At 29.6% G+C, this 13,585-nt stretch carries 13 protein-coding genes and 4 tRNA genes; 14 read left to right on the top strand and 3 right to left on the bottom strand.

All coding sequences use genetic code 11. The annotated features are described in order from the left end of the window. Positions 1–25 precede the first annotated feature (25 nt). The 6 genes from B3J31_RS00085 (at position 26) to B3J31_RS00060 (ending at position 2,362) form a co-directional block, all read left to right on the top strand. A tRNA-Lys gene (locus B3J31_RS00085) sits at positions 26–101 on the top strand. 98 nt (positions 102–199) lie between these two features. After that, positions 200–274: transfer RNA gene (locus B3J31_RS00080), tRNA-Gly, on the top strand. Between the two features lie 4 nt (positions 275–278). Further along, positions 279–352: transfer RNA gene (locus B3J31_RS00075), tRNA-Gly, on the top strand. A 6-nt stretch (positions 353–358) separates the two neighbouring features. Further along, positions 359–434: transfer RNA gene (locus B3J31_RS00070), tRNA-His, on the top strand. A gap of 263 nt (positions 435–697) precedes the next feature. Then, entirely contained in the window at positions 698–1,396 is a 699-nt protein-coding gene (gene sfsA / locus B3J31_RS00065) for a DNA/RNA nuclease SfsA (protein WP_346868511.1), read from the top strand. Positions 1,397–1,603: 207 nt separating this feature from the next. Beyond that, positions 1,604–2,362: an acyl-CoA dehydratase activase gene (locus tag B3J31_RS00060; RefSeq protein ID WP_346868510.1), complete on the top strand. Its 759-nt coding sequence runs from the start codon at positions 1,604–1,606 to the stop codon at positions 2,360–2,362. Between the two features lie 51 nt (positions 2,363–2,413). Here B3J31_RS00060 and B3J31_RS00055 read toward each other — a convergent pair whose 3' ends face one another. Further along, positions 2,414–2,755, bottom strand: a complete 342-nt coding sequence (locus B3J31_RS00055) for a hypothetical protein (RefSeq protein WP_035135210.1) — start codon at positions 2,753–2,755, stop codon at positions 2,414–2,416. 2 nt (positions 2,756–2,757) lie between these two features. Beyond that, positions 2,758–4,014, bottom strand: coding sequence for a DUF1576 domain-containing protein (locus tag B3J31_RS00050; RefSeq protein ID WP_346868509.1), 1,257 nt, complete (start codon positions 4,012–4,014; stop codon positions 2,758–2,760). Between the two features lie 228 nt (positions 4,015–4,242). Between B3J31_RS00050 and B3J31_RS00045 the strand changes: the two genes are divergently transcribed. The 6 genes from B3J31_RS00045 (at position 4,243) to B3J31_RS00020 (ending at position 9,326) form a co-directional block, all read left to right on the top strand. After that, positions 4,243–4,419, top strand: a complete 177-nt coding sequence (locus tag B3J31_RS00045) for a hypothetical protein (protein ID WP_167403159.1) — start codon at positions 4,243–4,245, stop codon at positions 4,417–4,419. Between the two features lie 72 nt (positions 4,420–4,491). After that, a complete protein-coding gene (locus B3J31_RS00040) occupies positions 4,492–4,677 on the top strand; it encodes a hypothetical protein (RefSeq protein ID WP_150846361.1) in 186 nt (61 codons plus the stop codon). A gap of 163 nt (positions 4,678–4,840) precedes the next feature. Further along, the gene (locus tag B3J31_RS00035) at positions 4,841–5,917 is read left to right on the top strand and encodes an aminotransferase class V-fold PLP-dependent enzyme (protein ID WP_150846362.1); all 1,077 of its coding nucleotides are present in this window, start codon (positions 4,841–4,843) and stop codon (positions 5,915–5,917) included. A gap of 158 nt (positions 5,918–6,075) precedes the next feature. Continuing rightward, positions 6,076–6,987, top strand: a complete 912-nt coding sequence (locus B3J31_RS00030; protein WP_150846363.1) for an NAD(P)-dependent oxidoreductase — start codon at positions 6,076–6,078, stop codon at positions 6,985–6,987. 25 nt (positions 6,988–7,012) lie between these two features. Continuing rightward, positions 7,013–8,257, top strand: coding sequence for a DUF1015 family protein (locus B3J31_RS00025; RefSeq protein WP_150846364.1), 1,245 nt, complete (start codon positions 7,013–7,015; stop codon positions 8,255–8,257). 310 nt (positions 8,258–8,567) lie between these two features. Then, positions 8,568–9,326 carry a tRNA threonylcarbamoyladenosine dehydratase gene (locus B3J31_RS00020; protein ID WP_346873534.1) on the top strand — a complete coding sequence of 253 codons (759 nt, stop codon included), beginning with the start codon at positions 8,568–8,570 and terminating at the stop codon, positions 9,324–9,326. A 244-nt stretch (positions 9,327–9,570) separates the two neighbouring features. On the opposite strand, the gene B3J31_RS00015 is transcribed toward B3J31_RS00020, so the two are convergent. Next, positions 9,571–10,926, bottom strand: a complete 1,356-nt coding sequence (locus tag B3J31_RS00015) for a M20 family metallopeptidase (protein ID WP_346868507.1) — start codon at positions 10,924–10,926, stop codon at positions 9,571–9,573. Between the two features lie 333 nt (positions 10,927–11,259). Here B3J31_RS00015 and B3J31_RS00010 point away from each other — a divergent pair, with 333 nt between their 5' ends. Together B3J31_RS00010 and B3J31_RS00005 are read left to right on the top strand one after the other, a co-directional pair. After that, positions 11,260–12,444: an MFS transporter gene (locus B3J31_RS00010; protein ID WP_346868506.1), complete on the top strand. Its 1,185-nt coding sequence runs from the start codon at positions 11,260–11,262 to the stop codon at positions 12,442–12,444. After that, a complete protein-coding gene (locus B3J31_RS00005; protein WP_346868505.1) occupies positions 12,434–13,372 on the top strand; it encodes a GNAT family protein in 939 nt (312 codons plus the stop codon). Before B3J31_RS00010 ends, B3J31_RS00005 begins: the two co-directional genes overlap by 11 nt. The last annotated feature ends 213 nt before the right edge of the window (positions 13,373–13,585 follow it).

Here is a 13,585-nt window from a genome sequence, read left to right as displayed (position 1 = left end):
TAGGTTGTTGCCAGGTTTTTAATGTGGTTCACTAGCTCAGTCGGTAGAGCACATGACTTTTAATCATGGTGTCCGGGGTTCGATCCCCCGGTGAGCCACCAATATTATAAATATGCTGAATTAGATATGAGCTAAATTAAAGAAGGCAAGTATAATGTGATTCAGTTATTTTTATGTCTAAAAATGAAATTTTGATTATGCGGGAGTGGCTCAGTGGTAGAGCGTCACCTTGCCAAGGTGAACGTCGCGAGTTCGAATCTCGTCTTCCGCTCCAATATGCGGGTGTAACTCAATGGTAGAGTGCTAGCCTTCCAAGCTAGTTACGAGGGTTCGATTCCCTTCACCCGCTCCAAATATGGTGGATGTAGTTCAGTTGGTAGAGCGCCAGATTGTGGTTCTGGTTGTCGTGGGTTCGAGTCCCATCCTCCACCCCAGATTATATAATAAGAAAACCTTCTGTTTATAAAAACAGAAGGTTTTCTTATTATTTAACATAAAAATAATATTATACTAAATTTATTTTAATCATAGTATAATTAAAATAAAGCTGTTGATAAATACTTATAAAATCAAATAATTAGTAACATATTAGAATTATAAGTGGATAAATTCTAAGGAATTTTAGCTTATTTGTGGATAAATATTATATTTATATAAAATGTTATATAAATTTTAAATAAACATGGAGGATAAAAATATGATTTTTGATAAAGAAACTAGGATTGTTGAATTTGTAAGAAGACCTAATAGATTTCAAGGATATGTAATAATAGATGGTAAAGAAGAGTTGGTGCATGTACCTAATACGGGAAGATGTAGAGAAATTCTAATTCCAGGATGCAATGTATTAATAAGAACAGAAAATGGAGCTAATAGAAAGACTAGATTTAGCCTAATTGGTGGATATAAAAATGGAAAGTTAATAAACATAGATTCTCAAGCTCCAAATAAAATTGTAGAAGAAGCATTAATAAATAAGAAGATTAAGGGATTAGAAAGTTATACGACTATATGTAGAGAGAAAACTTTTGGTAATAGCAGATTTGATTTTAAGTTAATTAATGATAGAGGAGAAGAATATTACTTAGAGGTTAAAGGGGTAACTTTAGAGGAAAATGGACATAGTATGTTTCCAGATGCACCTACTGATAGAGGGCGCAAACATCTTTTAGAGTTAATAGAGGTGAAAAATTCAGGTAGAGGTGCAGGAGTCATATTTTTAATTCAAATGAATAATATAAGTACTTTCAAACCAAATGACAAAATGGATAAGGCATTTGCAGATGCATTAAAGTTTGCTAAAGGTAATGGAGTTGATGTATTTGCCTATGAGTGTAGTTTAGGTGAAAACTTTATAGAGCTTACTAAACCAGTAGAAGTTTTAGTATCCATTTAGATATGTAATAGAAGAGTGAATTACTATTTAAAATTCAAAATCTACAAAGCCTAATATTATGATAATATAATAATGTAATCAGATATCTAAACAATTTCTAAAACATAATATTTTCCTTTTCATGGCTCAACGTTCATATGTTGGGCTTTTTTAAAGAGATTTTGTTTATGTAGAAAGTTAATTAAAATTTAAGTTAGGGGGGAGCATATGTTTTACATCGGTATAGATATAGGATCAACAGCTGCAAAGGTAGCTATATTTGAAAATGATACAATAAATGATACTTTTGTAATCCCTACAGGATGGAGTAGTTTAGAAACTGCTAAAAAAATAGAAAGCATATTAGATGATAAAGGTATAAGCGAAAAAAATAGAAAAATCATAGCTACAGGTTATGGTAGGGTATCGGTTCCCTATGCAGATAAGACTGTAACTGAGATAACGTGTCATGGTAAAGGAGCTGCTTATATATATGATGAAGATTGTACTGTAGTAGATATTGGTGGTCAGGATACCAAGGTTATAACTGTAGAAGGAGGACTTATAACGAATTTCACAATGAATGATAAGTGTTCTGCAGGAACAGGAAGATTTATGGAGATTATGGCTAATACATTAGGGGTAAATATAGATGAATTATGTAAATTAGCAACTGATGGAAAGGATGCAAGTATAAGTTCTATGTGTACTGTATTTGCGGAATCAGAAGTTATAAGTTTAATAGGAACTGGTAGAAAGAAAGAAGATATTGCATTTGCAATTGTAGATTCAATCGTAAGTAAAGTAGCCACCATATGTGGTAAGCATTCTACTGCACAAAACTATTTTTTAACTGGTGGACTTTGCAACTGTGAATATATAGTAAATAGTTTATCTGAAAAATTAGGCTCACAGGTTAAAACAAAAGATAGTGCAAGATTTGCTGGAGCTATTGGAGCTGCTTTATTAGCTAAAAATTTAAAATAAGTATAGGTAAACTTTATTACCCATACTTATTTTTATAAAATGTATTAAAAATTATTTTAATCTAGTTAAACTAATTTTTAATACATCATTAGTGTAGTTTACATCCACAGAATCAGTCATCATGCCTACTAAACTTAATTCAGAAGAGGAATCATTATCTCCATTAAGAGCCCAGTAATACTCCTCAATATCTTGTCTCCTTGGCATGTTTAACTGAGATGTCAAATCATTTAGTATTTGTTCACTAATATCAGGATTTACGCTGGTAAAGCTGATATAGGTAATATCACCCTTAGTATTAAAATCTATATGTAGATCACTACAGCCAATTCTAACTAAGTAACTAGTTAGCTCACTAAGTATTTTTATATTTCTTTGACGTAAGTGTTTCATAATTAATATTCCTTTCTAAATGCAGAAATTAGTGGTAGTAAGAACATACATACAAGACCACCTGAAAAGCCATTATTATATAAAATCATTCCACCGTGTAAATATGTAATATTCATTACTAGGCAAGCATGTAATACTCCTGCAATTATTCCCCACAGCCATCCAAAAGAACCTGCAATTGGAGCTAGAGTTGTACCAAAAAGTAAACTTAGAATAACGCTAGGCGAGTTTATTTCCCAAATGTTAAAGAAAGTACATAATATTATACCAAACATTATAGGAATTATATTTTTTAGATGCTTACCAAAGGCTCCAAACCCAACAATAGTTAATATACCACCTAAAGTTGGACCATTCAAGTCACCATTTACTAAAACAACTAAAAACATTGAAAAGAGTCCTAGAATCCCCATATTTATTAAAGTAACTCCTTCACCAAAAATAAGATAAAAATCTGTAAGTAATCTACCAGAATGTCTCGTTATTTTTGCAATGTTTTTAAAGCTATTACCATTATAGTAAAAACCCAAAGTTATCATAGCTAAAAATATCATTGAAAATAATATAATAAAAGGAACATTATTGCCTGTAGACCAAATAATTCTACTTTCAAAGTCAATACCAAAAGCTCTAAGTAAAGACATTAATACTGTACCTATTAATCCTGCAGCTAGGCCTACATTATAAAGGCTATATCCTTGATGTATTCTCATACAAGCAGAAGCTAAGGGTGGAAGTAAAAAACCTATTACTATACTAATAAGGATACCTATCATAACAGATAGATAAAGCGGTATTGTAGTAGTACCAATTAGTTGAATTAAAGCTGGAGATAAGGTTGTTCCAAAAAGTGCAGTAACTATATAATTGGAGAATGGTTCCTTTTGAAATCTGGAGTACAACCAAATACCAAAAATAATAGGCCAGATATTTAAAATGTTTTTACCGAAAAGGGAAAAACCACTTACTGTAAATATACCTGCAATTATAGTTCCGGAAGGTTTAACGTTTAAAAAAACTAGCATTATTACATAAAATATAATCAAAAGGGCACAGTTAACGAAAGTTGCACCAATACCGCCAATTTCCATGTAATCTGTTATGAGTATATCTGGGTTTAAGATTATATTTCTTAAGCCAGTGAATATCTGATGTGGTGAGTTAAAAAGAAAAGATACTAATATTAATATTCCACTAAGACATAGAAATAGTTTATAGGGTAGTGGAATTCTAGTGGTAAAGTCTTTTATAATAATCAACTCCCTTGAATTTATTTACACTCTTCAAATAAAGGTGTATATTTTTAATATATATAAGGCTTTACTACTATAGTATATCAACTTTTATAAGTGATAACTATAGTATTTATATTATAATTATTTTAATTTTAAGCTTAAATAAGCATATATATAATATTATTTTAAACTAGTTTAATTATGTAGGTTAAACAATAATGAAATATTTTAAATTAGAAAGAGGAAATAAAAATGGTAATGGATATAGTAGTTTATAATTGTGAGAAATGTCCTGATTTTAAACAAAATAAATGTGATGGAAAGGAAGTTAATTGTATGTGCAAAAAATGTCCTAGAAACTTAGGACAATGTTTAATTGTAAGGTATTGTAGAGAAACAGAATCTGTTTTAGATTGTTTTGATTATTAAATTAAAAAGTAGGTATAAAATATAGGATAATACAAAAGATATAATATTATAATACATAGGAGTGTTAAAGTAATGGTGTCCAATGAAATTAAAAGTAGAATTGCTCAAAACTGTTCATTTTATAATGAGAGATCATATTATAAAAATGAAATACTTATGCAATTAGAACAAAGTTGTAATAATTGCTCTAATTTTGTAAGAGGACATTGTGTAAAAGATATATTTGATGAAATATACGAAGAAATTAGATTGAAATAAGTATTATATTTCCAAAAACTTAATAAAAATTTAAATTATAATAATATATACCAATATTTAATTTATTATGGTTGAGAAACCTATGGAAAAATGTTAAAATGTAATTGATTTCAAATCAGATATTGGAAATTATAAAGTTTACTTTATTTTAGGAGGGTGAATCATGCACAAGAGATTATTTATACCAGGTCCAGTTGATGTGGCACAAGACGTATTAGAAAAAATGGCTACACCAATGATAGGACACAGAAGCAAAGAGGCATCAAGAATACAAAGACAAATTAGTGATTACATGAGAGTTATATTTAATACAAAAGAAGAAATATTACTTTCAACTACTTCTGGTAGTGGGCTTATGGAAGGTGCTGTTCGTTCATGCACAGCTAAGAGAGCTGCAGTTTTTGCTGTAGGTGCTTTTGGTAAGAGATGGTATGAAATGGCTGTAGCTAACAATGTACCAGCAGATTTATATGAAGTTGAATGGGGTACACCAACAACTCCAGAGCAAGTAGATGAAGTTTTAGCCACTGGAAAATATGATTTAATAACAGTTACTCACAACGAAACTTCAACTGGTGTTATGAACCCACTAGATGAAATAGCTAAAGTAGTGAAAAAATATCCAGAGGTTGTATTCTGCTTAGATACTGTAAGCTCAGCTGCAGGAACAGAATTAAAAGTAGATGAATGGGGAGTAGACATTTGTATTACTTCAACTCAAAAAGCTATAGGACTTCCTCCAGGAATGTCAATGTGTACTTTCTCTAAGAAAGCTATAGAGAGAGCAAAACAAGTTCCACATAGAGGATTATACTTAGATCTTTTAGCATTATATGAATACATTCAAAAGAAAGATTATCAATATCCATCAACACCTTCATTATCTCACATGTTTGCATTAGAGTATCAACTTGATAAGATTATAAATAAAGAAGGTCTTGATAAGAGATATGCAAGACACATAGAAGGCGGAGAAATTGTTAGAGCATGGGCAAGAAAATACTTCGAAATATTACCAGATGAAAGATATATGTCTAACACTTTAACTAACATAAAAAATACTAGAAATATTGATGTTGCAGCTTTAAACAAAGCTCTAGGAGAAAGAGGATATCAAATTTCTAATGGATACGGAAAGTTAAAAGATAAGACTTTCAGAATAGCTCACATGGCAGAGACTACTCCAGCAGAAATTGAAGAATTATTAAAGAACATTAACGAAATATTAGGACTTGAATAATTAAGAAGGGGTAATTCCCTTCTTAATTTTCAAGTAATAAAGATTCATATACAAGTTTAGGATGTATAATTTTTCAATTTATATACTTAATGTATGTGGATGAAGTTAGATTTTAAATAATTAATTATTAATTAATTTTATTTTAGGAGGGTATCATCATGATAAGAGTATTAGTTACTGATGGCATGGAGAAAAGTGGAATACAGGTATTAAAAGATAATGGATATGAAGTTATAGAGAAATTTTATGAGCCTGAAGAATTAGGAGTAGCTTTACAAAACTTTGATGTAGTAGTAGTAAGAAGTGCTACAAAGGTTAGACAACCAATAATAGATAAAGCTTGTGAAACAGGAAGATTAAAATTAATAATCCGTGGTGGAGTAGGTGTAGATAATATAGATGTAGCATATGCTACTGAAAAAGGAATAAGAGTTGCTAACACTCCTAATTCTAGTAGTGCATCAGTTGCAGAACTTGCACTAGCTCATATGTTTGCAGTTTCTAGATTTGTAAGTACTGCGAATGTGACTATGAGAGAAGGAAAATGGGAAAAGAAAAAATATGAAGGTATAGAGTTAAATGGAAAAACTTTAGGCTTAATAGGTTTTGGAAGAATTTCTAAATGTTTAGCTCAAAAAGCTGAAGTATTAGGAATGAAAATTATGTATACTGATATCCTTGGTAAAGCTGAAGGGTATGATAAATATGAATATGGTACTTTAGAAGAAGTATTATCTAAATCTGATTATGTATCTCTTCATATACCATTCATAAAAGAGCAAGGAGCTACAATAGGTAAAGCTCAACTTGATATGATGAAAGATGGAGCTGTACTAATTAACTGTGCTAGAGGTGGAGTTGTAGATGAAGCTGCTTTACTTGAAGCTTTAAATAGTGGAAAATTAAGAGGAGCAGGCGTTGATGTATTTGAAGTTGAACCAACTAAGAATGAAGAGCTAGTTAACCATCCAAGAGTATCAGTTACACCACACATTGGAGCAGCTACAGTAGAAGCTCAAACAAGAATAGGTGAAGAAATAGTTCAAACTATATTCGATTTCTTTAAATAATATTAATTACGTAGGAGGAAAAAATATGGCAGTTGTAAGACCTTTTAAAAGCATAAGACCAACAAAAGAGCTAGCACCAAAAGTAGCAGCTCTTCCTTATGATGTTATGAACACAGAAGAAGCTAGGGAAATGGTTAAAGGAAACCCTTACTCTTTCTTACATGTTGATAAAGCACAAATTGATTTACCAGTAGAAACAAATCAATATGATGAAATAGTTTATAACACAGCTAGAAAAACTTTAGACAAAATGAGAGAAGATGGAACTTATATTCAAGAAAATGCTCCAAGCATGTATATTTATAGACAAATCATGGATGGAAGAGTTCAAACTGGTATAGTTGGATGTACTTCTATAGATGATTATATGAATGACATAATTAAAAAACATGAGCATACTAGAGCAGAAAAAGAGCAAGATAGAATTAATCATGTTGACCATTGTAATGCAAATACAGGTCCAATATTTTTAACATACAAAAATGTAGGAGAAATTGATGAAATAGTTGCTTCATGGACTGCTAAAGAACCAGAATACAACTTCGTTTCCGAAGATGGAATATCTCATATTGTATGGGTTATAAACGATACTGAAACTGTAAAAAGATTAGAAGAGTTATTTAAGTCAGTTAAATATCTTTATATAGCTGATGGTCACCATAGAGCTGCATCTGCTGTAAAAGTAGGTAAAATGAGAAGAGAAGCAAATCCTAGCTATACAGGAGAAGAGGAATTCAACTTTTTCCTATCAGTTATATTCCCAGCAGATGATTTATATGTAATGGATTATAACAGAGTAGTAAAAGATTTAAATGGAAACTCTAGCGAAGAATTCTTAAATAAAGTTTCTGAGAAGTTTACTGTAGAAGAGTATAAGGGAGAAGGCCAATACAGACCAGAAGGAAAAGGTTATTTTGGAATGTATTTAGATAACAAGTGGTATAAGTTAACTGCTATAGATGGAACTTATGATTCAAAAGATCCAGTTAAGAGTTTAGATGTATCTATACTACAAGAAAACCTTCTAAGACCATTACTTGCTATAGAAGATCCAAGAACAAGTGATAGAATAGATTTTGTTGGTGGAATTAGAGGTCTTAAAGAACTTGAAAGAAGAGTAGCTGAAGGAATGAAAGTTGCGTTCTCCATGAATCCAACAAGCATAGAAGAACTTATGAACATTGCTGATGCTGGAGAAGTTATGCCTCCTAAATCAACTTGGTTTGAACCAAAATTAAGAAGTGGAATCTTTGTTCATGAATTAAGCTAAGGTAAATTAAAGGTAAAACTTATTTGTATCTTATCTAAATCAAAAAAGCTAAATCTTAAAAAGTATAATTACTTTTATAAGATTTAGCTTTTTTAAGTATATAAAGTTGGAAATATAAACAGAGTTCTTAGCTTGTACTAAGCTTTAGAAATACTTAACATAAATACATAGTTGAATTATATTATTAAAAAATATAAAATTGATATATTCAAAGAATAAAAATTTATGTATTTATTTATAATTTAAAAGAAAAAGTTAAAAATATCTTTAAGGTTATAAGGTAAATACCACATATTAAGGAGATGCAAAAATGTTACAACATTCATTATCAAGAACAGAGCTATTAATAGGAAAAGATGGTTTAAATAAATTAAAAGGTAGTAAGATTATAGTATTTGGAGTAGGTGGAGTAGGGAGCTTTACAGTAGAAGCATTAGTAAGAGCAGGTGTTGGAACTATTGTTTTAGTTGATGATGATACTATTTGTTTAACTAATTTAAATAGACAAATACATGCAACTTATGATACTGTAGGAAAAGTAAAAGTTGAGGCTATGAAAGATAGAGCTCTTTCAATTAATAAAGCATGCAATGTAATAACTCATCAAGTTTTTGTTACTAAAGAAAATATTCCAGAAATAATTACTGATGATGTTGATTATGTTGTAGATGCTATAGATACTGTATCAGCAAAGATTGCTCTAGTAGAGTATTGTAATGAAAAGGGTATAAAAATAATCTGCTCTATGGGTACAGGAAACAAATTTGATCCTACACAATTTAAAGTTGCAGATATATATGATACTAAAGTGTGTCCACTTGCAAAGGTTATGAGGCATGAACTTAGAAAAAGAGAGATTAAATCCCTTAAGGTAGTTTACTCTGAGGAGATGCCTACAAAACCAAAACAAGATGACGTGGTTACTTGTAAAACAGGGTGTGTATGTACAGGTGGGACTAAAAAGTGTGCTATAAAAAGACAAATACCAGGGAGTATATCTTTTGTGCCACCAGTGGCAGGAATGATAATAGGTGGAGAAGTAATAAAGGATTTACTTAAGGAATGTTAATTATAAGTGATTTAGTATAAAACCAACATTAGGTAAGCCTTAATTATAGAGGAGCTTAATCGCATACTTAAATTTATAGTTTTATAATATAAAAATCCGTCAGTATAATACTTGACGGATTCTTATTTTAAAAAATTATGTTTATCCGATAATTACTTGACCGATACTTCTATTTTTTATGAAAGGTAAAGCAATTACGACTATTGATAACAATTTCTAAAGAATAAAGCTCTAAGAATTCAGCTTATTTAGCTAATTTATATAATGCTAAGGCATAAATTTCTGTAGCTTTAACTAAATCATGCATAGTTATAAATTCATTTGGTTGATGTTCTGTCTTTTCTGAGGTAGGGAATACCATACCAAAGGCTACACAGTTATCTATAGCTCTAGCATAAGTAGCTCCACCAGATGATTCTGGTATTCCATCATATCCTGTTTCTTCATCATAGACTTCTTTCAATGTTTTAATTAAGAAATGGTCTGCAGGAACATATATGGATTCCATCCAGTCGAACTCATTATATTCTAAACCATATTCTAAAGCTTTTTCCTTTATTGGATTAACTATGTCTTCTTTTTTATAGGTAACAGGAATTCTAATATCTAAAGATATAGTTTCTATATCTTCATTTAAATCAATTTTACCTACATTTACAGTTAGTTTTCCAGATACATCTTCACATTTTGGTATGAGATTTTTAATTGCAACATCTTCACCAATTACATTTGCTATAAATTTTATTGAGTTAGATGATGAGCCCATTTTTTCTAAAGCTATAGCCAGTCTAGAAATAGCATTAATCCCCTCAGCACTATCTGCAGAGTGAACACCTTTTCCAATAACAGAGATAGAGTTTTCATTTAAAATATATTTATAATTTAAACTGTTTAATACATTTTTAAGAGAATTAATTTCTTCTACAGTTCCTGTATATGTAGCGTTATCAGGAACAGAATTAAATGCATTTCCTGCACTTAAAGTTAAATTAGAACTCTTTTTACAAGTTAAAGTAGATTGAAGTAATCCTTTTTCTGCATTTATGCAGAAGAATTCACTATCGGGAGTTATTCCCATAGCAGGAATTTCTTCACCATTCTCTTTATATTTATTAATACCTCTCCAAAGATTTTCTTCATCTGTTCCAAATATAAATCTTATTCTTTTATTTAATTTGATTCCTAAGTCCAATAAAGCTTTTACAGCATATATGCAAGCTATAGTAGGACCTTTATCATCTTGAGTTCCTCTTCCATATATTTTATCATCAACTATAGTTAATTCGTATGGAGGGTATGTCCAAGAATTCAAATCTCCTTCAGGAACTACATCTAAGTGGCCAAGAACTCCAACTAATTCAGGGCCCTGGCCAACCTCTGCATAACCATAGTAACCATCTTTATCATAGTAAGTTTTAAAGCCTAAAGACTCACATAAATTTAAGGTGCTTTTTAGACAATCGTCTATATTTTTACCAAATGGATAATTAGGGTTATCCTCGTCTATAACGCTTCTAAAACTTACAGCTTCCTTTATAGAGTCTATGAGTTCAGGTATTAACTCATTAACTCTTTCTTTTATTTCTTCTTCTTTTATCATGAGACTATCCCCTTTCATTTTAGATAAGCTTTACATATTGTTGACACACATGAAATTAAGGAAATATATCCTATAGTTTAAATTAAACATAGATGATAACATATGTCAACATTACAATAGGTTAATATATCAGCTATTCTTGATTTGAATACTTGTCTATTATTCTTATTCATATTTATATCTTTTTTATATGAATTAATGAATTAATCTATACAATAGTATATTTTTGTTATGATAATTACTTTACTTAATAGCTATAAAAAATAAAGAATTCAATTCAATAAAAACATATATTAATTATGATATAATATCATTGAAAAAGGAGTGATGTTAGTGAAGAAAAACCAAAGTTTTGCCATAACAATATTTATATTTATTATTATGGCTGTAATTGCTATAGTCGATAACACCAAGGGAATATTTGTCCCTGTATTTAAAGAGACTTTTAATACGAATAATACAAGTATGGGCATGCTCTTATCGGTATGTTCTTTAGGATACATAATATTTACTTATATAGGTGGACTACTATGTGAAAAATTTGGACAAAGAAATGTAATCTGTACGGGGCTTTTAACTATTATAGCATCTGTTTTAATAGTAGCTTTCTCTAAAACTTATACAATACTATTAATTGGAATGTTTTTAATAAACATGGGTATTGCTTTTGTAATGATTGGAGTAAATACGCTAATACCAGCGCTATTTATTACATTCCAAGCAATAATGATGAATTCAGCTCATTGTTTTTATGGATTTGGATCTACGGTAGGACAATTTGCTATTGGAAACATTTTAGACAATGGAGTAAGTTGGAGAAGTGTATTCTTTGGAATAGCAATGATTTTTATTGTAGTATTAATAATATTTTTCTTTATAAAAATCCCTAATTTTAATAGAACTAAAAAAGAAAATAAATTTAATATAGCTATAGCTTTTAAAGAAAAATATATGTATATCTATGCTATAGCATTAGGAACATACGTGTTTGCAGAAATGGGGATGTCTAATTGGATAGTTAATTTCCTCATGGAAAGTTATAACTATACTAGCAGTAGTGGAGCTATGTTTTTGTCAGCCTTTTTCTTTTTACTTACTATAGGTAGATTATTAGGTGGGTTTGTAGCTGAAAAGTTAGGATACTTACAATCAGTTTTATATTCTTTACTAATTGCATGTGTATTATTAATAGTTGCTCTAATTGTTGGACATAGTGCTCTCATTTTAATATGTGTAACAGGACTATTCTTTGCAATAGCATATCCTACAGTAGTAGCTACTATTAGTAAGGTTTTTAAAGATAATAGTTCATATATAACAGGATTAATTTTAACGTTATCAAGCACTATAAGTATGATTCTAAATCTTATTATGGGAAGATTAAATGATATTATAGGGACAGCAAAAACTTTTTATTTAATACCAATAAGCTTAAGTATTTCTATCTTGTTTGTATTTCTAATATATAGAGGGAATTATAGTATTTTTAAAAGGGGAGGTAATGAAGTTGAGCAGTGAAAGGGAAGTAAGCATTAGTAATGCAACTGATGAAGCAAATAAATATATAATAAGAGATTCATCTGGAATTATAGTAGGAAGATTTATAATCTTAGATTTAGACCATGAGAATAAAGGTGTAATTATAAAATTAAAGTTTTATAAAAGTGGAAGAGATGCTAATAAAACATTACAAGATGCCCTAAAGTTGATGCTAAATAACTTAATAAAAAGCAAAGGTCTTCATAAAGTTAATATTGTATGTGATGAAAAAATAAGTTTAACTCCTTTTACAAACTTAGGATTTCAATTAGAAGGATATATATCAGATAGTATTATAACAAAATTTAAATATGAAGGTAGTTTATTATTTGGAATAGTAGAAGAAGAATTTTATAATAATGCATATAAGAAGGAGCTAGCAATTCAAGGAAATAAAATAAGTATAAGAGTTCTTAATTCTGATGATGCAAGGGATTTATTAGAGTATTATACGAGAAATAAGGACTTTCTATCAAAGTTTGAACCGCACAGAGATGAAGAATTTTATACAGTAGAAGTTCAAAAGCAATCTTTAATAGAGAATTACAAAGAATTTATTAAGGGTGAAGGAGCTCACTTTGGAATATATAAAGAAGAGAAGATGATAGGAAGAATACGTATATATAATATAGTGCACGGTGTATTTAAGAGTGCATTTATAGGATACTCTATGGACGAACAGTATCAGGGAAATGGATATATGAAAGAAGCTGTTAGTTTAGTTGTAACATATGCCTATGAAGAATTAGGACTTCATAGAATAGAAGCAACAACTTTAGTTGATAATGAAAAGTCACAAAGAGTTTTAAAGGCATGTGGATTTAATGAACTAGGTATATGTAAAGAATATCTACACATAAATGGAAAGTGGAGAGATCATGTTATATTTTATAAAAATAATAAATAACTTTAATTTAGGAACTAATTAGTTTAATTCAAATATAATTTGTTATACACCATCCATATTAAAGGTGGTGTATTTTTATTTATTTAAGTGTATAACTTTTTTAGCAACGTGGTATTCGAGTTTATCACCTATATGTTGGAGTTTTATCTAGTTTCCTATATAAATATTTATATAGGTTACCTTTTATATATTTAACTATTTAGCTATTTAACT

This window comes from Clostridium sp. UBA5988 (genome assembly GCF_002435615.1).
GTDB lineage: Bacteria > Bacillota > Clostridia > Clostridiales > Clostridiaceae > Clostridium_J > Clostridium_J sulfidigenes.
This window is presented reverse-complemented; position numbering and strand designations above follow the sequence as displayed.